The organism is Pseudomonas borbori (genome assembly GCF_900115555.1).
Classification (GTDB): domain Bacteria; phylum Pseudomonadota; class Gammaproteobacteria; order Pseudomonadales; family Pseudomonadaceae; genus Aquipseudomonas; species Aquipseudomonas borbori.
On sequence record NZ_FOWX01000002.1, the window covers coordinates 128049 to 150119 of the forward strand.

The 22071-nt window shown below is 63.0% G+C and carries 22 protein-coding genes; 6 read left to right on the plus strand and 16 right to left on the minus strand.

Going from position 1 to position 22071, the window contains the following annotated elements; translation table 11 throughout:
- The first annotated feature begins 67 nt into the window (after positions 1-67).
- From BM315_RS01915 to BM315_RS01925, 3 genes are all read left to right on the plus strand, one after another.
- A complete protein-coding gene (locus tag BM315_RS01915) occupies positions 68-862 on the plus strand; it encodes an enoyl-CoA hydratase/isomerase family protein (protein WP_090497241.1) in 795 nt (264 codons plus the stop codon).
- An 86-nt stretch (positions 863-948) separates the two neighbouring features.
- A complete protein-coding gene (locus BM315_RS01920; RefSeq protein ID WP_090497243.1) occupies positions 949-2928 on the plus strand; it encodes an acetyl/propionyl/methylcrotonyl-CoA carboxylase subunit alpha in 1980 nt (659 codons plus the stop codon).
- Positions 2929-3003: 75 nt separating this feature from the next.
- Entirely contained in the window at positions 3004-3846 is an 843-nt protein-coding gene (locus tag BM315_RS01925; RefSeq protein ID WP_090497244.1) for an SDR family oxidoreductase, read from the plus strand.
- A 51-nt stretch (positions 3847-3897) separates the two neighbouring features.
- On the opposite strand, the gene BM315_RS01930 is transcribed toward BM315_RS01925, so the two are convergent.
- From BM315_RS01930 to BM315_RS01965, 8 genes are all read right to left on the minus strand, one after another.
- Positions 3898-4281, minus strand: a complete 384-nt coding sequence (locus BM315_RS01930) for a hypothetical protein (protein WP_244527236.1) — start codon at positions 4279-4281, stop codon at positions 3898-3900.
- A 285-nt stretch (positions 4282-4566) separates the two neighbouring features.
- Positions 4567-5265: a hypothetical protein gene (locus tag BM315_RS01935; RefSeq protein WP_342029866.1), complete on the minus strand. Its 699-nt coding sequence runs from the start codon at positions 5263-5265 to the stop codon at positions 4567-4569.
- On the minus strand, positions 5262-5852 hold the full coding sequence (locus BM315_RS01940; RefSeq protein WP_090497249.1) for an RNA polymerase sigma factor: 591 nt from the start codon (positions 5850-5852) through the stop codon (positions 5262-5264). Before BM315_RS01940 ends, BM315_RS01935 begins: the two co-directional genes overlap by 4 nt.
- 1 nt (position 5853) lies before the next feature.
- Positions 5854-7578 carry a vWA domain-containing protein gene (locus BM315_RS01945; protein ID WP_090497251.1) on the minus strand — a complete coding sequence of 575 codons (1725 nt, stop codon included), beginning with the start codon at positions 7576-7578 and terminating at the stop codon, positions 5854-5856.
- 84 nt (positions 7579-7662) lie between these two features.
- Positions 7663-9102: an aminotransferase-like domain-containing protein gene (locus BM315_RS01950; protein WP_090497254.1), complete on the minus strand. Its 1440-nt coding sequence runs from the start codon at positions 9100-9102 to the stop codon at positions 7663-7665.
- 233 nt (positions 9103-9335) lie between these two features.
- Positions 9336-10151 (minus strand): OmpA family protein, encoded by an 816-nt coding sequence (locus BM315_RS01955; protein WP_090497256.1) that lies wholly within the window; start codon positions 10149-10151, stop codon positions 9336-9338.
- A complete protein-coding gene (locus tag BM315_RS01960; RefSeq protein WP_425287761.1) occupies positions 10151-10474 on the minus strand; it encodes a DUF4398 domain-containing protein in 324 nt (107 codons plus the stop codon). Before BM315_RS01960 ends, BM315_RS01955 begins: the two co-directional genes overlap by 1 nt.
- Before the next feature lie 36 nt (positions 10475-10510).
- Entirely contained in the window at positions 10511-11338 is an 828-nt protein-coding gene (locus BM315_RS01965; RefSeq protein WP_090497260.1) for a substrate-binding periplasmic protein, read from the minus strand.
- 114 nt (positions 11339-11452) lie between these two features.
- On the opposite strand from BM315_RS01965, the gene BM315_RS01970 reads away from it, so the two are divergent.
- Positions 11453-12391, plus strand: a complete 939-nt coding sequence (locus BM315_RS01970; RefSeq protein WP_090497262.1) for an alpha/beta fold hydrolase — start codon at positions 11453-11455, stop codon at positions 12389-12391.
- Between the two features lie 64 nt (positions 12392-12455).
- On the opposite strand, the gene BM315_RS01975 is transcribed toward BM315_RS01970, so the two are convergent.
- Entirely contained in the window at positions 12456-13385 is a 930-nt protein-coding gene (locus BM315_RS01975) for an electron transfer flavoprotein subunit alpha/FixB family protein (protein ID WP_090497264.1), read from the minus strand.
- Positions 13386-14135 carry an electron transfer flavoprotein subunit beta/FixA family protein gene (locus BM315_RS01980; RefSeq protein ID WP_090497267.1) on the minus strand — a complete coding sequence of 250 codons (750 nt, stop codon included), beginning with the start codon at positions 14133-14135 and terminating at the stop codon, positions 13386-13388.
- A gap of 309 nt (positions 14136-14444) precedes the next feature.
- Here BM315_RS01980 and BM315_RS01985 point away from each other — a divergent pair, with 309 nt between their 5' ends.
- Entirely contained in the window at positions 14445-16109 is a 1665-nt protein-coding gene (locus tag BM315_RS01985) for an electron transfer flavoprotein-ubiquinone oxidoreductase (protein ID WP_090497270.1), read from the plus strand.
- An 88-nt stretch (positions 16110-16197) separates the two neighbouring features.
- Here the strand turns inward: BM315_RS01985 and BM315_RS01990 are convergent, their stop codons facing one another.
- The 4 genes from BM315_RS01990 to BM315_RS02010 all read right to left on the minus strand — a co-directional run bounded on the left by BM315_RS01990 (position 16198) and on the right by BM315_RS02010 (position 19314).
- The gene (locus BM315_RS01990) at positions 16198-16764 is read right to left on the minus strand and encodes a DUF1285 domain-containing protein (RefSeq protein WP_090497273.1); all 567 of its coding nucleotides are present in this window, start codon (positions 16762-16764) and stop codon (positions 16198-16200) included.
- 10 nt (positions 16765-16774) lie between these two features.
- Positions 16775-17377: a DUF4823 domain-containing protein gene (locus tag BM315_RS01995; RefSeq protein WP_090497275.1), complete on the minus strand. Its 603-nt coding sequence runs from the start codon at positions 17375-17377 to the stop codon at positions 16775-16777.
- A gap of 240 nt (positions 17378-17617) precedes the next feature.
- Positions 17618-18586, minus strand: coding sequence for a GTP 3',8-cyclase MoaA (locus tag BM315_RS02005; RefSeq protein WP_090497279.1), 969 nt, complete (start codon positions 18584-18586; stop codon positions 17618-17620).
- A gap of 89 nt (positions 18587-18675) precedes the next feature.
- Complete coding sequence (locus tag BM315_RS02010) at positions 18676-19314, minus strand: TetR/AcrR family transcriptional regulator (protein ID WP_090497281.1); 639 nt, start codon at positions 19312-19314, stop codon at positions 18676-18678.
- Positions 19315-19390: 76 nt separating this feature from the next.
- On the opposite strand from BM315_RS02010, the gene BM315_RS02015 reads away from it, so the two are divergent.
- Positions 19391-20521, plus strand: coding sequence for an aminotransferase class V-fold PLP-dependent enzyme (locus tag BM315_RS02015; RefSeq protein WP_090497283.1), 1131 nt, complete (start codon positions 19391-19393; stop codon positions 20519-20521).
- Between the two features lie 299 nt (positions 20522-20820).
- On the opposite strand, the gene BM315_RS02020 is transcribed toward BM315_RS02015, so the two are convergent.
- Positions 20821-21603 carry a TatD family hydrolase gene (locus BM315_RS02020; RefSeq protein ID WP_090497285.1) on the minus strand — a complete coding sequence of 261 codons (783 nt, stop codon included), beginning with the start codon at positions 21601-21603 and terminating at the stop codon, positions 20821-20823.
- 93 nt (positions 21604-21696) lie between these two features.
- A complete protein-coding gene (locus BM315_RS02025) occupies positions 21697-22053 on the minus strand; it encodes a PilZ domain-containing protein (protein WP_090497287.1) in 357 nt (118 codons plus the stop codon).
- Positions 22054-22071: the final 18 nt, after the last annotated feature.

Here is a 22071-nt window from a genome sequence, read left to right on the forward strand (position 1 = left end):
GTCACGATGGGTATCGGCGCTGCGCGCCTCAACCCATCCTACGATCACCTTGCATCGGGACACGTACATGCCATTACCGAACTGCGAAACCCTGCTGCTCAACCTCGAAGCCGGCGTGCTGCAGGTCACCCTCAGCCGCCCGGACAACCGCAACGCCATGAGCCTGGCCATGGTCGACGAACTGCGTGCAGTGCTGGCAGCGGTGCATGGCGACCTGAGCGTGCGCGCCATAGTGTTGCGCGGCGCCGGCGGGCACTTCTGTGCCGGCGGCGACATCAAGGACATGGCCAGTGCCAGGGCTAGCGGAGCCGACGCCTACCGCACGCTCAACCGCGCCTTCGGCAGCCTGCTGGAACAAGCACAGCACACGCCCCAGGTGCTGATCGCCGTACTCGAAGGCGCGGTGCTCGGCGGCGGTCTCGGCCTGGCCTGCGTCTGCGATATCGCCATCGCCCGCCAGGACGCCAGGTTCGGCCTGCCGGAAACCAGCCTGGGGATTCTGCCGGCGCAGATCGCGCCCTTCGTGGTGGCGCGCATCGGCCTGACCCAGACCCGCCGCCTGGCCCTCACCGCCGCGCGTTTCGATGGCAGCGAGGCCGAGCGCCTGGGGCTGGTGCATTTCAGCGAGCCGGACGATGCGGCCCTCGAAGCGCGCTTGCAGCAGGTGCTCAGCCAGGTCCGCCAGTGCGCGCCCCAGGCCAATGCCGCGACCAAGGCGCTGCTGCTGGCAAGCGAGAACGCAGCACTAGGCCCACTGTTGGATAGCGCCGCCGAACAGTTCGCCGCGGCGGTGACGGGAGCCGAAGGCGTCGAGGGCACCCTGGCCTTTATGCAGAAGCGCGCGCCGAAGTGGGCCGAATGAATAACCGTAGCCCGGATGCAATCCGGAGCCGCTCGCAAAGATGATTCCCCGGATTGCATCCGGGCTACGCAAAGCAGGAGCACCGCATGCCCGCCTTTAACAAAATCCTGATCGCCAACCGCGGCGAGATCGCCTGCCGGGTGATGCGCAGCGCGCACAGCCTTGGCTACCGCAGCGTGGCGGTGTACTCCGAGGCCGATGCCGACGCGCGTCATGTGCAACTGGCCGACCAGGCCGTGTGCATAGGCCCGGCCCAGGCCAACCAGTCCTACCTGCGGATCGACGCCATCATCGCCGCCGCGCAGAAAACCGGCGCCGACGCCATCCACCCCGGCTATGGCTTCCTTTCGGAGAACGCCGACTTCGCCCGCGCCTGCGCAGCCGCCGGCATCGTGTTTATCGGCCCGACAGTTGCAGCCATCCAGCTGATGGGCAGCAAGCGTCTGTCGAAGATCGCCATGCTCGAGGCCGGCGTGCCTTGCATTCCCGGCTACGAGGGCGCGGCGCAGGACGATCAGACCCTCGGCCGCGAAGCTCAGCGCATCGGCTACCCGCTGATGATCAAGGCCAGTGCCGGCGGTGGTGGCCGGGGCATGCGCCTGGTGCATGATGGGTCGGAACTGCTGGCGCAGATCCGCACCGCCCGCTCGGAGGCGCAGAACGCCTTCGGCTGCGGCGAGCTGATTCTGGAACGGGCGGTGATCCAGCCACGCCATGTGGAAATCCAGGTGTTCGGCGACCAGCACGGCAACATCGTTTACCTCGGCGAGCGCGACTGCTCGGTGCAGCGTCGCCACCAGAAAGTGGTCGAGGAAGCGCCCTGCCCGCTGATGACGCCCGAGCTGCGCCTGGCCATGGGCGAAGCGGCGGTCAAGGCGGCTGCCTCGGTCGACTATGTCGGCGCCGGTACCGTGGAGTTCCTGCTGGACCGCAACGGCGAGTTCTTCTTCCTGGAAATGAACACCCGTCTGCAGGTCGAGCACCCGGTCACCGAACTGATCACCGGCCAGGATCTGGTGGCCTGGCAGATTCGCACAGCCTCCGGCCAACCGTTGCCGCTCAAGCAGGAGGAAATCCGTCTGACCGGCCACGCCATGGAAGTGCGCCTGTATGCCGAGGATACGGCGCACAACTTCCTGCCGCAGACCGGTCGCGTTTTGCGTTGGGAGCCGGAGCTGCTCGAGGGCATCCGCATCGACCACGGCCTGCTCGAAGGCCAGGCCATCGGCCCGTTCTACGATCCCATGCTGGCCAAGGTCATCGCCTACGGCGCCACCCGCGAGGAAGCCCGGCGCAAGCTGGTGCGCGCGGTCGAGGATTGCGTGCTGCTGGGGGTCAATGGCAACCAGCGCTTTCTCGCCAACCTGCTGAGGCACCCCGAGTTCGCCGCCGGTAACGCCACCACCGCCTTTATCGTCGAGCATTTCGCCGACGACCCGAGCCTCAGCCCGCAGCCGCCGGCAGCCGGCGAACTGGCGCTGGCCGCCGCCCTGCTCTACCAGCAATCGGCCAACGCTCGCGCCCACCAACCGGGCCTCTCCGGCTGGCGCAATGCCGGCAGCGCACCCTGGCGCTTCGTTCTGGAACAAGGCGAGCAGCAGCATAGCGTCGAACTGGATGTGTTGGCGGACGGTGCACAACCCAGCCTGCTGGCCAAGGTCGGCGAACAGTCGATCAGCCTCAAGCTGCTGACCTGTGACGGCCGCTGGGCCAGCCTGGAGCTGGACGGCATTCGCCAGCGCCTGGCCTATCACTTGGAAGGTGACAAGCTCTGGCTGTACGGCCACAACGGCAATCTGCAGTTCAGCGACATCACCCACCTGCCGGTCGGCAGCGCCGCGGGCGCCGGCTGCGGCAGCGTCAAGGCACCGATGGACGGTGCCATAGTCGAAGTGCTGGTCGAGCAAGGCAGCCAGGTCAGCAAGGGCCAACTGCTGCTGGTGCTGGAAGCGATGAAGATGGAACACCCGCTCAAGGCCAGCATCGACGGCGTGGTCCGCCGGGTTGGCGTAAGCCGCGGCGATCAGGTGAAAAACCGCCAACTATTGGTCGAGATCGAAGCCTGACTCCGTAGGGTGCGCCGTGCGCACCAGAATCCCCGCGGTGCGCACGGCGCACCCTACGCCACAAGGAGCCTCACCATGTCACTGCAAGGCAAAACCCTGTTCATTACCGGCGCCAGCCGTGGCATCGGCCGCGAAATCGCCCTGCGCGCGGCCCGCGACGGCGCCAACATCGTCATCGCGGCGAAAAGCGCCGAGCCCCACGCCAAGCTGCCGGGCACCATCCATTCGGTGGCGGCCGAGGTCGAGCAAGTCGGTGGCAAGGCCCTGGCCCTGCAGCTGGATGTGCGCGACGAGGCCGCGGTACAGGCCGCCATGCTCCGGGCCGCCGAGCACTTCGGCGGCATCGATGGGCTGGTCAATAACGCCGGCGCGATCAAGCTTATGGGAGTGGAAAAACTCGAACCCAAGCGTTTCGACCTGATGTTCCAGATCAACACCCGCGCGGTGATGGTCTGCAGCCAGGCCGCGCTGCCGTACTTGAAAAGCAGCTCCGCTGCGGGCAAGCAAAGCGGCGGACATATCCTCAACCTGTCGCCGCCGCTGAATATGCACAGCAAATGGTTCGCCCAGCACGGCCCCTACAGCGTGACCAAATACGGCATGAGCATGCTGACCCTGGGCATGAGCGAGGAATTCAAGAAATACGCCATCAGCGTCAACTCGCTATGGCCCAAGACCATGATCGCCACCGCCGCTATCGAGTTCGAGCTGGGCAGCCGCGATGCCTTCAAGCGCGCACGCACCCCGGCGATCATGGCCGACGCCGCCCACGCCATCCTGTCCAGCAGCGGGCGCAGTATCAGCGGCCGTCTGCTGATCGACGAGGAGATCCTGCGCGAACAGGGCCAGAGCGAATTCGAGCACTACCGTTTCGACCCGGACGGCGGCGCGCTGCTGGCCGATCTTTTCGTCGACTAGCGTGTCGCCGCTGGGTAAGCCCAACAAACAGCGCCCCTGAAAACAACCAGGCTAGCGTTTGAACTCGAATTGCAACTCGGCGCCTTCCAGCGACTCCCAGTAGTCCTGATCGCCGCGCTCGTTGGTGATCAGTTTGCCCTGTAGCTGAAAGGGGCTGACCGCAGGATTCTGCTCGTCGAACAACGGCGGCAATAGCGTCGAAGGCAGTTCGCTGAAGGACTCGACCGACTCGCTCGGCTCCAGCAACTCGGTCGGCAGGCTCAGATCCAGCTCCAACCTGGGCGCCGGTACCGGCGCCTTGGGCTCGTTGGCCTTAGGCGCCTCTTTGACTACGGGTTTGCTGGCAACGGTCTTGGGCAGCGGGTCCGGTTTGGCCGGCTCGTTCGCTTGCTTGGCTGGTGGCGCGGCTGGTGGCTTGACAGCAGGCGCAACCACTGGCGCCGGGGCAACCGGAACGGCCGGGGCCGGCACCCGCGGCTTAGGCGGTTCGACCGGCACGATAGGCGGCGCCGGGTCGTTATCGCAAGCAGCGAGCGCCAGCAGGGGTAAACACACAAAAAAACAACGGAAACTGATCATCAACGACACAAATGCGCCTGGGGAAAGCTTGCATGCTCCCCTCTCATCCGCGATCTAGCAAGCCTGCTCTGCATTGCGCCTGTTCCAGTCGCTACAAAACCCCTGGCTTGATTGAGCCTGTACAGGCTTCATAGCGCCCCGCTAGCGGTTGTTTTCGAGGCGCTGCAGCTGCGCTTCTATATCCAGCTGCGGGTAGTCGCGCTGCAAACGCTGCTGCAAGGCTTTCGCCTCATCCACCTTGCCGACGCGGCGTAGCTCCAGCAATTGCGCCAACAGTTGTTCCGGCTGCGACTGAACCGCCTTGCTCGCCTGCGGCGCGGCCCCCGCCGCCATCGACGGTGCGCCCTCTGGCGCCAAGGCATCCGATAAAGCCTCGCTGGCGCTCGGCGCCTGTTTACGCATTGCCTCCGGCGCCGACTCTTTCTTCTCGGCCTTTTGCCGCGTCTGCGAATAGCTCTGCATGGCCGGCGCCTGTTCGCGCAGCAGATCTTGCGGCGCCTCGGCTTCGGCCACAGGTGCCGCTGGTGCCGGCGCCATCACCGCACGCGGCATGGGCGCGTCATAAGTCTCCGGGGCTTGCTCCAGGGTGCGCCAGGTCAGGCTCACGCCGATGCCGACGCAAGCCAGCCCGGCCACCGCCAGCGACCAGCGCTGGCGCCCACCCTGACCGAACAGCCAGGCATGCAGGCGCTGGCTCCAGCTGGGCCTGCTCGATACCTGCGCGGCGCGTGCCGCGGCGAGGATGCGTGCATCCAGCTCGGCGGAAGGCTCGGCCCGGCTATGGGCGCGAAAGTGCTCGAGCAACGCCTGCTCATGCGGATCATGTTGGTCGCGGTTCATGCGGATAACTCCTCGGCGGCCGGGTCAGCCAGCAGCCGACGTAATTTCTGCAACGCATAGCGCAAGCGGCTTTTCACCGTTTCCGCCGGCGTGCGGGTCAGCTCGGCGATCTCGTGCAACTCCAGGTCGCCGTGGGCGCGCAGCAGGAAGACTTCCCGTTGTTCGGCCGGCAGATCGGCCAACGCGGCCTGCAGGCGCTGCTGATCGCGACTCAAACTGAGCTGCTGCTCGGGATTGCTCGCGCTGCACGGCTGGTCATGCAGCTGCTCGTCGAACGCCTCATGCCTGCCCTGCTGGCGGCCGCTTTTGCGCCAGTGATCGATCAGCCGATTGCGCGCGATCTGGTACAGCCAGGTCTTGAACAGCACCGCCTCGCGTTGCAGCGACTGGCTGCGGATCAGGCTCATCCAGGTGTCCTGGAACACCTCCTCGACCAGTGTCGGGTCGCCGCACAGACCACAGAGAAAACGGAACAGGCCGAGGCGATGGCGCTGATAGAGCAGCGCAAAGGCCTCGGCATCGCCCTGGCGATAACGCCGCAACAAGGCGGCATCGTCGGGCGGCGGAGCAACAGGATGGGCAGTCACGCTAATCGACCTTGGCAGCGCTGGGGGCGGGAAATGAAGACGGAGTTTGCAGGCTTTGCGCCAGTTCGACCAGTTGCACGAACTCGCCGCGCAGGCCGAAGCGATCCTCGCCCTTGCCGCTGCGCGCCAATTCGGCGCTGGCGGCCAGGTCGAAGTCGCCGGTGTAGCGCGCACCTTTCAGTTGCTGGGCAAAGGCGGCGACGGCGGCAGCGAAGCGCAGATCCTCGCTGGCCTGGGCAATCGCCGGGGTGTTGCGCTGCGCCTCGATGGGGATTTCCAGCAACTTACTGCTGCTCTGCTGCGGCGCCTTGTAACGGATGCGCAGCAGCGCCAGTTCGCCCTGCTTGCCGGCGGCTTGTTCCGCCTGCCGATAGCGCAGCGGCTCCAGCCAGCCCTGATTGCCGGCCGGGACTATTTCATAGAGCGCGGTGACCGTATGACCCGCGCCGATCTCGCCGGCGTCGACCTTGTCGTTGCTGAAGTCCTCACGCCTCAAGGCGCGGTTCTCATAGCCGAGCAGGCGGTATTCGCTGACTTGGGCCGGATTGAATTCGACCTGGATCTTCACGTCCTTGGCCACAGTCGCAAGGGTCGAGCCGAGTTGGTCGACCAGCACCTTGCGCGCCTCGCGCAGGTTGTCGATATAGGCGTAATTGCCATCGCCGGCGTCGGCCAGTTGCTCCATCAGCTGCTCGTTGTAGTTGTCGGTGCCGAAGCCCAGGGTGGTCAGGGAAATCCCGCTCTTGCGCTTGTCGGCCGCCAGTTGTTTGAGCGTTTCGAAGTCGCTGATGCCGACATTGAAGTCGCCATCGGTGGCCAGCAGGATGCGGTTGATGCCGCCCTCGACAAAGCCCTGCTGCGCCTGCCGATAGGCCAACTGAATACCCGACTCGCCGGCAGTGGAACCGCCGGCACGCAACTGATCGATGGCCGCGCGGATCCTGGCCTTGTCGCTGCCGGCGGTCGGCTCCAGCACCACGCGGGAGGAGCCGGCATAGACCACCAGGGACACCTTGTCCTCGGCGCGCAGCTGCTCGACCAGCAACTTCAGGGTGCTCTGCACCAGCGGCAAGCCTTCGCGCCTGTCCATCGAGCCGGAGACATCCAGCAGAAACACCAGATTGGCCGGCGGCATGGCCGCCACCGACAGATCCGCTGCCTTGATCGCGATACGCAGCAGCCGGCTCTGCGGGTTCCACGGCGTCACCGCCAACTCGGTGCCGACGCCAAAGGGCGTATCGCCGCTCGGCAGCGGGTAGGCATAGGGGAAGTAATTGACCAGCTCCTCCAAGCGCACCGCCTCAGCCGGCGGCAACTGGCCCTGGTTGAGGAAACGCCGGACGTTGGCATAGCTGCCGGTATCGACATCGATACTGAAGGTCGACACCGGGGTTTCGGCCACGGCATGCACCGGGTTGTCGGCGAGCTTCTGGTACTGCTCGCGGTACTGCTCGCGGTACGCCGGCGGCAGATGGTCCGCCACAGGCGCGCCAGGCCGTACCATTGCCGGCGGCGAAGCAACGGCGATCTGGCGCTGCAACTCGGCTTTTTTCGTCCGCGACGGCGCCCGGGATTGCTCGACGGCCGCGACTGCCTCTTGCTGATCGGCAACATGCGCCTGCGGCGGCTCCGGTTGAGTGGCATTGCAGGCAGCCAGGGTCAGCAGCAGGCTACCGGCAAATCCTTGCAGCAATGACTGCGGCTGTAACACAGAAATCTTCGACATGACGTCTCTCCTTGGGACGAAAAACCTCTTCGCCCCAGTAGACGCAATGCCTGAGCTATTCGGGTTAACCGAGCAAAGGCCTGTTCACCCAGTGCTCGCCGCCTCCTGACACAGCTGGCCGGCCAACATGCCCAGGGTCATCAGCGCCCGCTCCGCCTCGCGGTTCCAGGGGATGCCGCAATTGAGGCGCACGCAGTGGTTGAACTGTTCGGTGTTGCTGAAGATCAGCCCCGGCGCGATGCTGATGCCCTGCTGCAGGGCGCGTACGTGCAGGTCCTTGGTGTTGACCCGCACCGGCAGGCTGATCCAGAGGATGAAGCCGCCGTTGGGCCGGGTCATCTGCGTGCCTTCGGGGAAGTACTGCTGGATCGCCAGCTGGAAGGCACTGAGATTCTTGCGGTACTCCTGGCGGATATAGCGCAGGTGGCGGTCGTAGCCGCCGTTCTCCAGGTAGGCGGCCACCGCCATCTGCGTGACGCTGCACGCCGAGTGGGTGCTGAAGGTCTGCAGGCGCTGGATTTCCTCCTGGTATTTGCCGGCGATGATCCAACCGATGCGCACCCCGGGCGACAGGGTCTTGGAGAAGCTCGAGCAATACACCACCCGTCCTTCCCGGTCATGCGCCTTGAGTGCCTTGATCGGGCCTTGCTCGAACATCAGTTCGCCGTAGATGTCGTCCTCGACGATCTGCATATCGAAGTCCCCGGCCAGGCGCAGCAACTGCTTCTGCCGCGCCTCGGGGATGCTGCCGCCCAGCGGATTGCTCAGGCGTGCGGTCAGAACCAGTGCCTTGATCGGCCACTGGCTGGCCGCCAGTTGCAACGCCTCCAGGCTGATCCCCGTGGTTGGATCGCTGGGAATCTCGATGACTTTCAGGCCCAGCAGATCGGCCAATTGCAGCAGGCCGTAATAGGTCGGCGACTCGGTGGCGATCAGGTCCCCCGGTTTGGTCAGCACCCGCAACGACATCTGCAAGGCATCGACGCAGCCATGGGTAATCACCACTTCTGCCGGATCGACCAACACACCGGCATCGCGCATGCGGATCGCTACCTGACGGCGCAGTGGCTCGAAACCGGGGCTGAACATATAGCTGAAGGCGCGCGGACTCTGAAAGCGGGTGACCTTGGCCAACTGCTGATGCAAGGCGCGCACCGGCAGGTAGTCGACATGCGGCACCGCCGCGCCCAACGGAAATACGCCCTCGCGGCGCGACTCGGTGAGGATCTGATTGATGATGCTGCTGCGCGTCACCAGGCTGGGCCGCTCGACCCGGGCGATATCCGGGGTCGGCGCGGTCAGGGCCGGGGTCTGGTGCACGTAGAAACCGGATTGCGGGCGGGCGCGGATCAGCCCCTGGTCCTCCAGGTTGGCATAGGCCTGCAATACCGTGGCATGGCTGACGTTGAGCTGCGAGCTCATCTTGCGCACCGAAGGCACCCGCTCCCCTGGCTGATAGACGCCGCGGCGGATGTCTTCCGCCAATTGCTGGGCGATACGCTGATAGAGCAACAGACTGGTCATGGTCGCCTTCCCGCTTCATTGAAACCATACAGTAACCCGGCACCCTGCAAGTGCACCGGTACAGTTCCATGAATTGTGGACGAAACAGCGGCGACCCGCCAGCGGCTGTATGGGAACAATTCGCCGACCAGTCAACTGTTACTGGAGAGCTTCGCATCCCCCAGGCAGCCTCGATCGAGGCCACGGGCTGCGATATACCGAGCGGAGCATGAAGCCCCGGCGCGCCGCCCGGATCAGCGGGTAGCGCCCAGACGCCCCTGCGCATCGGAGAACACGATCTCGACCCGGCGGTTCTGCGCCCGCCCCCTGGCCGAAGCGTTCTCGGCCACCGGGAAACTTTCACCGTGGCCCTGCGCCTCAATGCGCTTGCTATCGATACCCAGGTCGATCAAGACATCGGCGACGGTCTGCGCCCGTGCGCGGGACAGCTCAAGGTTCTCCAGCTTGTCGCCACGGCTGTCGGTGTAGCCTTCGATGCGCACGACACGGCGCGGGTTCAGTTGCAGGAACTGCACCAGTTTCAATACCGTACGATTGGCCGAGGCTTTCAGATTGGCCTGTCCGGCATCGAACAACACATCGCCCAGGGTCATTACCAGACCACGCTCGGTCTCGCTGGTTGCCAGGCTGACTATCTGCTCTTCCAGCCAGTTACTCTGCTCCTGCACGCTGAGCAGCTTGGCCTCACGCAGGGCGAGTTGCAGACGCTGGCGCTCCAGCTCGAGCTTGGCCGCCCGCTCCTGATTCAGGCTCAAGGCACTGTTTTGCCCAGCGATTTCGCTGTAACGCTGACTGAGGTAGGCGTAATGGCTAACGTCATCGGTACTGCCCCAATAGCTCGACAAGCGGTCTGCGCGGGCCAGGGATTCGCCAGCACGGATCACATCCTTGGGTGCGCTGCGCAGCACATCGGAGTTCTCCTTTACCGCCTGAAAACTCTTGTGGGCCATCTCTAGCGCCTCACTACTGCTCAGTTGCCGCGAACCCGCGCAACCGCTCAGCAGCAACGCCAACAGAGCACCTCCCAACAGCCGGACCCGAGCATTCATCACAACGCCCCCAGCTGCTTGCGCAGGCGATTGATCCGGTTATTCAGTTCGTTCAGCTGATCCTGACTTTTCTGCGTCAACACCCGGGCTTCCGCCAGACGGGCATCCAGCTCGGCCTGTTCGGCAAGTATACGCGCCTCCTTGAAGGCATCCCGTTGCATGGCAGATTGGGCCTGCTGCAGCTTGGCTTCGGCCATCGCCAGTTCAACTATTTGCTCATCGGCACCAACAGCCTTGGCTTGCGTCACAGCTTGCTCGGTGAGGCGCAATTGCTCGGTAGGCGCCGGATCGCTGGCGCAACCGGTCAAACTCAGCGCCAGCATTGCGGCGCATGAAAATCGATTAATCACAAAAACTTCCTACGGATTCGGGGTGCTTGCGGGTTGCAACTGCTGCTCTTCCCAGCGCAATAGATTGTGCTGCAGCAAGGTTTCCGGCAGGCCGGCGGCGATCGATTCTGTCATTTTTTTCGCCAGTTGTCCGCGCAGCCAAGGGTCGTTGCATGCCGAGTTGTGCGACAGGGTCAGGTACAAGCCCTCGCTGGAAACAGGCGGATCCAGCACCAGCAACTCGTCCTCGATGCCCTGCGCTTCGGCCAGCGCCAGACCGGGGAAACGCTCATAGAGCACGTAATCGCTACGTCCCAGCAACAGCTTCTGGAATGCCTGAGTCAGGCTGGACACACCTTCCAGGGTCAGGTTGGCCTTGGCATAGGCGTCGAACTGCTGACCGAAGCTGTTATTCACCAACGTGCCGCCAGTGCGGCCATGCAGGTCGGCCCAACTGGCATAGGGAAACTCCGCACCTTTACGCACCCAGACCACGCTAGGGGTGAAAAAAAACGCCGGGTGCACATAGTCCATGCGCTCCAGACGCGGCAAGGTCAGAAAAGCACCGGCGAGCAAATCGACCCGCCCCGTGCGCACTTCGTCCTGGGCGCGCGACCAGGGTCCGGTGTAGATCACATCGATCACCAGATCCAACTCTTTGGCCAGATGCTTGAGCAAGTCGGCATTGGCCCCGATCAACTGCTGCGGATTCTGCGGGTCACGCCACAAATACGGCGGATACTCGGGATTACCGGTGGCAACCAGGCGCTCACACCTGCCGGCGGCAGCACTCAACCCTGGCAACAGAGCCACGCCAAGCAGCAGCACTATGGATTTCAACAAACCACCTTCGAGCATGGCAATTTCTCGGCTGAACTTTTGATGGAGATTCAATGCATGCGAACACTGGTAAATGCCGACTGCATGTTAGCTTACAACCGGCTCAATAATAATTCGCGATAAGGGCGCGCCATGAAAAAACTGCTTCTCGGCTTGATACTGTTGCTCGGCGGCTCGGCAGTGACGCTCTATCTATGCCCCGCAGCGCTGCTGGCCACTGTGCAACTGGTCGCACTGCAACAGGCAGAGCTCGGTACCGAGCGCTCGACTGTCGGCGATCTTAGCATTCATTACTACCAGGGCGGCCCGAGGGACGGCGAAACCATTCTGATGGTTCACGGCTTCGGCGCGAGCAAGGACAACTGGCTGCGTCTTGCCCGCCACTTTACCCAGGACTACCAGGTGATCGCCCTCGACCTGCCCGGCTTTGGCGACAGCAGCAAGCCCTACGCCAGTTACGATGTCGGCACCCAGGTCGAGCGCCTCGCCGCTTTCACTCAAGCCCTGCAGATCAAGAAACTGCACCTGATCGGCAGCTCGATGGGTGGCCATATCAGCGCCCTGTATGCCGCACGCTATCCCGAGCAGATCCTGTCGCTGGCGCTGCTCGCCAATGCCGGCATCGACTCGCCACAGAAAAGCGAGCTGATCGAGCGCCTCGAACGCGGCGAAGCCAATCCGCTGATCGTGAAAACTGCGCAACAGTTCGAGCAGTTGCTGGCGCTGATTTTCGTCGAAGTGCCGAGCATGCCCGAGCGCCTGCAGCAGGCGCTGGCGCAAAGAAGCATCGCCAACAGTGCGCATAACGAGCGGGTCTTCGCCCAACTGGTCAGTCGCTATATCCCGCTCGAACCCGTACTGCCGAAGATCCAGGCGCCGACGCTGCTGCTGTGGGGCGCCCAGGACAGGGTGCTGCATGTTTCCAGTATCGAGGTCATGCAGCCACTCCTGCAGCGACCCAGCGTAGTGATCATGCAGGATTGCGGACATGCACCCATGCTCGAACGCCCCGAGGAAACCGCCGAGCATTACCAGGCATTCCTCGACAGCGTCGCGGCGGAAGCTGAATAACACCAAATAGCCTGCAAGAAAAAACCCGCACAAGGCGGGTTTTTCATGGAGCAAGGCAACCGGCTTACACCAGCTTCTCGAACTCCGGAATAGCTTCGAACAGATCCGCCACCAGGCCGTAATCGGCCACCTGGAAGATCGGCGCTTCTTCGTCCTTGTTGATCGCCACGATCACCTTGGAATCTTTCATGCCCGCCAGGTGCTGGATCGCACCGCTGATACCGACGGCGATGTACAGCTGCGGCGCAACGATTTTGCCGGTCTGGCCGACCTGCATGTCGTTGGGCACGAAACCGGCGTCGACCGCGGCGCGCGAGGCACCGACCGCTGCGCCGAGCTTGTCGGCCAGGGCGTAGAGGTGCTTGAAGTTGTCGCCGTTCTGCATGCCGCGGCCGCCGGAGACGACGATCTTGGCAGCGGTAAGCTCCGGACGATCGGACTTGGCCAGCTCTTCGCCGACGAATGCCGACTTGCCGGCATCAAAGCCAACAGCCACGGCTTCAACGGCAGCACTGCCGCCTTCGGCTGCGACCGGGTCGAAACCGGTGGCACGCACGGTGATCACCTTCACGGCAGCGCTGGACTGCACGGTGGCGATGGCGTTACCGGCATAGATCGGCCGCTTGAAGGTGTCGGCGCTTTCCACGGCGATGATCTCGGAGATCTGATCGACGTCCAGTTGAGCGGCGACCCGCGGCAGGATGTTCTTGCCGTTGCTGGTGGCGGCAGCCAGGATGTGGCTGTAGTTACCACCAAGCTCGGCTACCAGCGGTGCGACGTTTTCCGGCAGTTGATAGGCGAAGGCGGCGTTGTCGGCCACCAGCACCTTGGCCACGCCGGCGATCTTGGCCGCGGCTTCGGCAGCTGCGCCGCAGGCGGCACCGGCAACCAGGACGTGAATGTCGCCACCGATCTTCGCGGCAGCCGCCACGGTGTTCAGGGTGGCAGGCGCCAGGGCGGCATTGGTGTGTTCAGCGATAACCAGGATAGTCATTTAGATTACCTTCGCTTCGTTCTTCAGTTTCTCGACCAGTTCAGCCACCGACTTGACCTTGATCCCGGCGCTACGGGCAGCCGGCGCCTCGACTTTCAGGGTCTTCACGGTGGACGCGGTGGCAACACCCAGTGCATCCGGGGTGAGCACTTCCAGCGGCTTCTTCTTGGCCTTCATGATGTTCGGCAAGGAGGCGTAGCGCGGCTCGTTCAGGCGCAGGTCGGTGGTGACGATCGCCGGCAGGTTCAACGCCACGGTCTGCAGACCGCCGTCGACTTCGCGAGTGACGTTGACCTTGTCGCCTGCCACTTCCACCTTGGAGGCGAAGGTGCCTTGGGCGTAGCCACTCAGGGCGGCGAGCATCTGCCCGGTCTGGTTGTTGTCGCTGTCAATCGCCTGTTTGCCGAGGATCACCAGCTGCGGCTGCTCCTTGTCGACTACTGCCTTGAGCAGCTTGGCCACGGCCAGGGAGTTCAGCTCATCGCTGGACTCGACCAGAATGGCGCGATCGGCCCCCAGCGCCAGCGCGGTACGCAGCTGCTCTTGAGCAGCAGTCGGACCGATCGACACCACGACGATTTCGCTCGCCACGCCCTTTTCTTTCAGGCGTACCGCTTCCTCCACGGCGATTTCGCAGAAGGGATTCATCGACATCTTGACGTTGGCAAGATCAACGCCGCTGTTGTCCGCCTTGACGCGAACCTTGACGTTGTAGTCGACCACTCGTTTGACAGCTACAAGAACCTTCATGGATTCCTCGTTACTCTCCGGTGAATAGGGATGTCGCCAGGGCGGGTGATGCAGATCGACCGAAACCGACCTTCGACCCAGACGGCGAACGCAAAACCGCCCGTATCTTGACCGCACGACCCGACCGGGTCAATACAATGAACCGGCCAGTCATCCGCGATGTAGCAGCATTCTAGCAGGGCTACAGAAAATTCAAACAAACGTTTGTATTGGCCAGCCAGGAGGGTGCAGATATAATGCGCCAGCATCGCCCAGGGAACGAGCCTGATCGTCAAATAAAATTAGAGAGCCTTGAGTAGGAGATAGCCTGTGGAACGCGAGTTTATGGAATTCGACGTCGTCATCGTCGGCGCCGGCCCAGCCGGCTTGTCCGCCGCCTGCCGACTGAAGCAGAAAGCCGCCGAAGCGGGCAAGGAAATCAGCGTCTGCGTGGTCGAAAAAGGCTCCGAAGTCGGTGCACACATTCTCTCTGGAGCGGTGTTCGAACCGCGTGCCCTGACCGAATTGTTCCCCGACTGGAAGGAACTCGGCGCACCGCTGAACACGCAGGTTGTGCGCGATGACATCTATCTGCTGAATAACGCGACCAAGGCCAGCCGAATCCCCGACCTGTTCGTGCCCAAGACCATGCACAACCAGGGCAACTACATCATCTCCCTGGGCAATCTGTGCCGCTGGCTGGCGCAGCAGGCCGAGAATCTGGGTGTGGAAATCTACCCCGGCTTCGCCGCTCAGGAAGCACTGATCGATGAGAAGGGCTCGGTCTACGGCATCCTCACCGGCGACCTCGGCGTCGACCGCGAAGGTAACCCGAAAGAGGGTTACTACACCCCAGGCATGGAACTGCGCGCCAAGTACACCCTGTTCGCCGAAGGCTGCCGCGGCCATATCGGCAAGCAGCTGATCAAGAAGTACAACCTCGACAGCGAAGCCGATGCCCAGCACTACGGCATCGGCATCAAGGAAATCTGGGACGTCGACCCGGCCAAACACGAGCAAGGCCTGGTGGTGCACACCGCCGGCTGGCCACTGTCACTGGTCGACAGCGAAAACACCGGCGGCTCCTTCCTCTATCACCTGGAGAACAACCAGGTGGTGGTCGGCCTGATCGTCGACCTGTCCTACAGCAACCCGCACCTGTCGCCGTTCGACGAGTTCCAGCGCTACAAGCACCACCCGGTGATCGCCCAGTACCTGGAGGGTGGCAAACGCGTGGCCTATGGCGCACGCGCCATCAGCAAGGGCGGCCTCAACTCGCTGCCGAAGATGGTATTCAACGGCGGCGCGCTGATCGGCTGCGACCTCGGCACCCTCAACTTCGCCAAGATCAAGGGCAGCCACACCGCCATGAAGTCCGGCATGCTCGCCGCCGAAGCGGTGGCCGATGCGCTGTTTGCCGGCCGTGAAGGCGGCGACCAGTTGACCGGCTACGTCGAGGCGTTCAAAGCCAGCTGGCTGTACGACGAACTGTTCCGCAGCCGCAACTTCGGCGCGGCGATTCACAAGTTCGGCGTGCTCGGCGGCGGCGCGTTCAACTACGTCGACCAGAACCTGTTCGGCGGCAAGATCCCCTTCACCCTGCACGACACCAAGCCGGACCATGCCTGCCTGAAGACAGCCGCCCAGGCGAAGAAGATCAGCTATCCGAAACCGGACGGTAAGCTCAGTTTCGACAAACTCAGCTCGGTATTCCTCTCCAACACCAACCACGAAGAGGAACAACCCTGCCACCTGAAGCTCATCGACCCGAGCATTCCGCTGACCAAGAACTTGCCGCTGTACGACGAACCGGCGCAGCGCTACTGCCCGGCCGGCGTTTACGAAATCGTCACCCAGGAAGACGGCGAGAAGAAGTTCCAGATCAACGCGCAGAACTGCGTGCACTGCAAGACCTGCGACATCAAGGATCCGGCTCAGAACATCAACTGGGTGGCACCGGAAGGTGCCGGTGGGCCCAACTACCCCAATATGTAAGCTGCAAAAAGGCTCCTTCGGGAGCCTTTTTCTTTGGCCCGCATGGTGCGCACAGCGCATCCTACGATCTCGCCCTTGCAGCCGAGCCTTACGGCTGCGGCCCGATCGGGAAAAACTGCCCGTTGCTCCACACCCCCAGCCATATCTGGCCGTCGATTTCGCGCGGCACCACCAGTTCCACCAGTTGATAGAACACGTTGCGGTGAATCAGCGCCTCCAGGTTGCTGCGCACATGCACGTAAGGCGCCGGCTCCTGGGTCTGCTCATCAAGTGCCACGCGCAGCGGATGCTCGGCGCCCGCGACGGCCTCTTCCTCGACATTGGTGGTGAACCGCAGCACCTGGGCCTCGCCCTCGCCCTCCACATGCAGACTGACGGCGACAAAAGGCGCATCGTCGACCTTGATGCCGACCTTCTCCACCGGGGTGACCAGGAAGTAGTCGTCGCCATCGCGGCGGATGATGGTGGAGAACAACTTGACCATCGGCTTGCGCCCGATCGGCGTACCCAGGTAATACCAGGTGCCGTCGCGGGCGATGCGCATGTCGATGTCGCCGCAAAAATCGGGGTTCCACAGGTGCACGGGCGGCAAGCCCTTCTGCTCCCCCTTGGGAATTTGCGCCAGCAGGTCGCCGGCTTTGCTTGAGTCGGTCATGCGAGTGTCCTTAGCGGCTCAGGCCAATCAGGCTGCGGGCATAATCGCGCAGCGGCGGACCGAGCAAGTCTTCTGGCTTGGCATCATAGAACGTCAGGAAGCCGCCGCGGCTACGAATTCGCGCGCTATCGACCAGGTAAGTGGTGCTGGTCTCGATCAGCATCAGCTGAATGACACTACGGTCGGTGCCGAGCCGATCCAGCGCCTGCTGATCCGCCCACTCATCGCCGGTACCGATGCGGTCATCGGCGTAGGCGAAGCGGCTGTAGAGCAGATAATGCGCACCGGCCCCACGCGCCTGCGCCATGGCCTCCTCCAGCCCGGCCGGGCTACGCGCCCGACGGACCAGCGGAAAATATTCGACGAACCCCTTGAACGCCTCCTCCGCCACCACATTCGGTCGCGGATAGGCCGCGCCGGACGGAACGAAGTGCCCCTGGGCGATGTAGATGAACGAGTCCTGCTGCAGGCGCCGCGAGGCCAGGCGCTCGGTTTGCCCGTGATCGAGAAAACCGGCATCGCGCAATTGATAGGCGGCGCCATCGGCCAGGTCGCTGACCTTCATGCAGCCACCCAAGGCTAACAGCGCCAGGATCAACATCAGACTGCGCATCACTCTCCTCCCGTTGCCGGTGACGGAATACCGGCGGACAGGACAGCAATGCAGGTTTCACGCCATCACAGAGTGTGCGGGGAATGGGGAATGGGGAATGGGGAATGGGGAATGGGGAATGGGGAATGGGGAATGGGGAATGGGGAATGCTGCGACTCATGGCTCACTCAAGGCAAGCTCTTGCGCCGTTACCGTTGCTTTTCCTCATCCCCCATCCCTTTTCACCCGCCTGCCACCCCTCTATCCGCCAATGATCTTCATCACCGTCACCCCACCTGAGAAGGCCACCTCCTGCTTGTCGCCAAGGGCCTTGACCAGCAACCCTTGTAAGGCCGGTAGCGCCTGATGCCGCGGCTTATCCAGCAGATCGCCGACATAGTGGCGATTGCTCGACGACAGGCAGCCATGCAGCCAGCCGGTCGACGACAGGCGCAAGCGCGAACAAGTCCGGCAGAACGGCACACTTTCGTTGGCGATCACCCCAAAGAAGCCCTGACCGGGGATCTCGTAGCGCAGTGCGGTGGCATCCACCGGTGCATCGGCCTGGGCATAGTCGTAGTGCTCGCCGATCATGGCCAACAGCTCGGGCATGCCGACGAACTGGCGCTGGAAACCGTTGCCGTCGCGCGCCAGATGACCCATGCGCATCAGCTCGATAAAGCGCAACTCGAAGCCGTGCTCCAGACAGTAATCCAGCAACGGCAGGACTTGATCGAGGTTCTGCCCGCGCAACGGCACCATATTGAGCTTGATCCGCATGCCGGCCGCCTGCGCTTCGTCCAAACCAGCCAACACGGTGGGCAGATCACCACCGCGGGCGATGCTGCGGAAAGCCACGGGATCGAGGGTATCCAGGGATACGTTGAGGCGGCGAATGCCGCTTTCCAGCAGCAACGGCAGCTTGCGCGAGAGCAGTTGACCGTTGCTGGTCAGGCTGATATCGGCCAAGCCCAGGGGGCTGACGCCGCGCAGAAACGCCTCCAATTTCGGACTGACCAGGGGCTCGCCACCGGTAATACGCAAACGCTCGATACCCGCCGCCTCGATCAGGTAACCGACACCGCGCACCATGGCCTCGGCGGACAGCTCGTCCTGCGCTGCGACCAGGCGCTTGCCGTCGGGCACGCAGTAGGTACAGGCGTAATTGCAGGCGGCGGTCAGACTGACTCGCAGGTTGCGAAAGCGTCTACCTTGGCGATCAACGATCATGGAGGACTCCGATTGACATTACTCGGAGTATATCGCCGCAATCAGCGCCGGCACACGCACTGCATGCGCTATCAAGCAGCCGAATACCGTCAACTGGCCGGAGTCTCGGTGTCGCGTTTGCGCTTGTTGCCCATGCGTACACCGATATCCATGAGGAACTGGAAGAAGCCCTCCTGGTCTTCCAGCACGTTGCTCCAGAACGGCGAGTGATAAAGCGCCACGGCACCATGCACCAGCGCCCAGGCTGCGCAATAATGAAAATACGGCGGCACGTCTTCCAGCTTGCCTTCGGCGATGCGGCCCTTGATCAGCTGAGTCAGACGCTCGAAGTTGGAGGCGCGGATCCTGTGCAACTGCTCGACCAGTTCCGGCACCTGGTTACCCTTGACCACCTTCTCTTCCAGGCGGTCGAACAAGCGGTAGCGTTGCGGATCGCGCATACGGAACTCGAAGTAGGCACGCGACAGCGCTTCCTTGTCACGGTCGATGTCGGCCGAATGCAGCAACTCGTTCAAGTCGCGTTCGTAGTCGAGCATCAGGCGCAGATAGATCTCCGCCTTGGACTTGAAGTGCTTGTAGATGGTGCCTTTGCCGATACCGACGGCGTCGGCGATCATCTCGACAGTAACGCTGTCTTCACCCTGCTCGAGGAACAGTTTCAGCGCGGTGTCGAGAATTTCCTGCTCGCGGCGGCGAAACTCACGGACCTTACGGGGTTCATTCTGCATAAGAAGGACTAAGAGGTCGAAAATCGAAGCCGAGTATTATGCCTAACTAGCGCAAAATTGCACGGATCATCCGACCATGTACGGCATTCATGACGAGTTTCCGCAACTTCCCGGTCTGCGTTACCTGAACCATGCCGCAGTCGCGCCCTGGCCACGGCGCGCCGTGCTGGCGGTCAAGCGCTTTGCCGAACAGAACGCCCGGGTCGGCGCCCGCGACTACGCGGATTGGCTGCTGGTCGAACACCGCCTGCGCGAACGCCTGACGCGACTGCTCAATGCCCCCTCGTGCGACGATATCGCGCTGGTCAAAAGCACCTCGCAGGCGCTGTCCTTCGTGGCGTTCGGCCTGGATTGGCACGCGGGCGATCAGGTGGTGATCAGCAACGAGGAGTTCCCGTCCAACCGGGTGGTCTGGGAGGCGCTCGAACCGCAAGGGGTCGAGGTGATCAAGGTCGACCTTAGCTACGCCCCGGAAGCCAGCCTGCTCAACGCCTGCGGCCCGCGCACCCGGCTGCTGTCGATCAGCGCCGTGCAATACGCCAGCGGCCTGCGCCTGGACCTGCAGCGCCTCGGCCATGGCTGCCAACAACGCGGCGTACTGTTTTGCGTCGATGCGATCCAGCAACTCGGCGCCCTGCCCTTCGACGCCCAGGCCTGCCAGTGCGCCTTCGCCATGGCCGATGGGCATAAATGGCTGCTCGGCCCGGAAGGACTCGGCGTCTTCTATTGCCGCAGCGACCTGCGCGCCCAGCTTGAATTGCATGAATACGGCTGGCATATGCTCGAACACCACAGCGACTACCTGCGCCAGGATTGGCAGCCTGCGCACTCGGCCAGACGCTTCGAGTGCGGCAGCCCGAACATGCTCGGGGCCATGGCGCTGGAAGCCAGCCTGTCACTGCTCGAGGAAGTCGGCATGATCGAGGTCGGCAAGGCCGTGCAGGCACGCGTGCAATGGCTGTTCGACGGCCTGGCCACTGTCCCTGGCGTAACGCTGCATAGCCCGATTGACCCGGCGCGCCGTGCCGGCATCGTCACCTTCAGCCTCGCCGGCTGGAATAATCAGGCACTGTTCCAACGCCTCAGGTCTGAACAGGTGATTTGTGCGCAGCGTGGCGCCGGCATCCGCCTGTCCCCACATTTCTACAGCGAGGCAGGGGTAATAGAGGAAACCCTGAGCCTGCTACACCAGTTGGCAACAGGGTGAGGACTCAACAGCCGGCCAGGTATTCCAAATCTGTTTAAAAAATGAGCTTAATGAGCCTGGACGTTCGGCAAACTTCGCCAATACTCATAGGTACTGGTGTGCGGCATCTCCCCCCAAGTGCCCCACCAGGCAAGGTACCGTGGACCGCGTGCCTTGATTTACTCCTAATGGTCTTGACCCGGATTCCCCCCCAGAACCCGGGTTTTTTTTGCCTCCCTTAGGCATACCGCCTGCGGCGAGCAACGCTCCATGAAGCACGGACTGCATCAGACGGGTGGCATTGCGCCCGCTCGCAATCGTCAGGCAACCCGCGCCAACGGGAACAGGCGCTTGAAGTTGGCGCCGGTCTGATTGGCCAACTGCTCGAAGCTCACGCCCCGCAACTGCGCCAGATACTCGGCCACCTCGCGTACGTATTCAGGCAGATTCGGCTTGCCGCGGTGCGGTACCGGCGCCAGGTAAGGCGAGTCGGTTTCCACCAGCAAGCGATCGGCCGGCACCTGGCGAGCGACTTCGCGCAGCGCCTCGGCATTGCGGAAGGTGACGATGCCCGACAGGGAAATATAAAAGCCGAGATCCAGCGCGGCCTTGGCCATTGCCCAGTCCTCGGTGAAACAATGCAGCACCCCCGCCTGGGGCAAGGCAGCCTCGCGCAGCAAGGCCAGGGTATCGGCACGGGCTTCCCGGGTGTGCACGATCACCGGCTTGCCGGTGATCCGGGCGGCCTGCAGGTGCAGGCGGAAAGCCTGCTGCTGCAAGGCTGCGGCTTGCGGTTCATAGTGGTAGTCCAGCCCGGTCTCACCGATGGCCACCACCCGTGGATGCTTCAGCTCGGCCAGCAGCCAGTCCAGGCCTGGCGCAACGCCTGGTTCGAGATCCAGCGGATGAACCCCGATCGAGCAATCGACATCGGCATAGCGTTCGGCCAGGCCTTTGACCGCCGCCGCATTGTCGGCGCTGACGCCGATACAGAGGAAATGCCCGACGCCGCGCGCCCGCGCCGCATCCAGCGCGGCATCGAGGGAACCGCCATGGGCGGCCAGATCGAGGCGATCGAGGTGACAGTGGGAATCGATAAGCATGGAGTGAAGCCTCAAGCCGTAAGCTTCAAGCGCCAAGTCACAAACTCGTTTCTAGCTTGCAGCTTATGGCTTGCGGCTTGTCGCTCACGATTATTACATCGTATGGGTTGGCCGATCCGACTTCAGCGCACCCGCCAGGTAGGTCTCGATTTTGTTGCGCGCGGAGTTGTCACCGTCATTGAACTGCACACCGACACCCGCCGCGCGGTTGCCTTGCGCGCCCTTGGGGGTGATCCACACCACCTTGCCGGCAACCGGGATCTTCTCCGGCTCGTCCATCAAGTTGAGCAACATGAACACCTCATCGCCAAGCTTGTAGCTCTTGTTGGTCGGGATAAACAGCCCGCCATTCTTGATAAAGGGCATGTAAGCGGCATAGAGCACGGACTTGTCTTTGATGGTCAGAGACAGGATTCCGTTACGCGGACCCAAATTAGGTGGCAAGCTCATGCGGCGTTCCTGGTTTCC

Coding starts and splice junctions, on each gene's coding strand:
- BM315_RS01980 (WP_090497267.1), bottom strand. CDS start 14,135: ATGAAGGTTCTTGTAGCTGTCAAACGAGTGGTCGACTACAACGTCAAG.
- BM315_RS01915 (WP_090497241.1), top strand. CDS start 68: ATGCCATTACCGAACTGCGAAACCCTGCTGCTCAACCTCGAAGCCGGC.
- BM315_RS02015 (WP_090497283.1), top strand. CDS start 19,391: ATGTACGGCATTCATGACGAGTTTCCGCAACTTCCCGGTCTGCGTTAC.
- BM315_RS01935 (WP_342029866.1), bottom strand. CDS start 5,265: ATGAACCGCGACCAACATGATCCGCATGAGCAGGCGTTGCTCGAGCAC.
- BM315_RS01920 (WP_090497243.1), top strand. CDS start 949: ATGCCCGCCTTTAACAAAATCCTGATCGCCAACCGCGGCGAGATCGCC.
- BM315_RS01965 (WP_090497260.1), bottom strand. CDS start 11,338: ATGCTCGAAGGTGGTTTGTTGAAATCCATAGTGCTGCTGCTTGGCGTG.
- BM315_RS01925 (WP_090497244.1), top strand. CDS start 3,004: ATGTCACTGCAAGGCAAAACCCTGTTCATTACCGGCGCCAGCCGTGGC.
- BM315_RS02010 (WP_090497281.1), bottom strand. CDS start 19,314: ATGCAGAATGAACCCCGTAAGGTCCGTGAGTTTCGCCGCCGCGAGCAG.
- BM315_RS01960 (WP_425287761.1), bottom strand. CDS start 10,474: ATGCTGGCGCTGAGTTTGACCGGTTGCGCCAGCGATCCGGCGCCTACC.
- BM315_RS02005 (WP_090497279.1), bottom strand. CDS start 18,586: ATGATCGTTGATCGCCAAGGTAGACGCTTTCGCAACCTGCGAGTCAGT.
- BM315_RS01970 (WP_090497262.1), top strand. CDS start 11,453: ATGAAAAAACTGCTTCTCGGCTTGATACTGTTGCTCGGCGGCTCGGCA.
- BM315_RS01995 (WP_090497275.1), bottom strand. CDS start 17,377: ATGCGCAGTCTGATGTTGATCCTGGCGCTGTTAGCCTTGGGTGGCTGC.
- BM315_RS01945 (WP_090497251.1), bottom strand. CDS start 7,578: ATGTCGAAGATTTCTGTGTTACAGCCGCAGTCATTGCTGCAAGGATTT.
- BM315_RS01950 (WP_090497254.1), bottom strand. CDS start 9,102: ATGACCAGTCTGTTGCTCTATCAGCGTATCGCCCAGCAATTGGCGGAA.
- BM315_RS01990 (WP_090497273.1), bottom strand. CDS start 16,764: ATGACCGACTCAAGCAAAGCCGGCGACCTGCTGGCGCAAATTCCCAAG.
- BM315_RS01975 (WP_090497264.1), bottom strand. CDS start 13,385: ATGACTATCCTGGTTATCGCTGAACACACCAATGCCGCCCTGGCGCCT.
- BM315_RS02025 (WP_090497287.1), bottom strand. CDS start 22,053: ATGAGCTTGCCACCTAATTTGGGTCCGCGTAACGGAATCCTGTCTCTG.
- BM315_RS01955 (WP_090497256.1), bottom strand. CDS start 10,151: ATGAATGCTCGGGTCCGGCTGTTGGGAGGTGCTCTGTTGGCGTTGCTG.
- BM315_RS02020 (WP_090497285.1), bottom strand. CDS start 21,603: ATGCTTATCGATTCCCACTGTCACCTCGATCGCCTCGATCTGGCCGCC.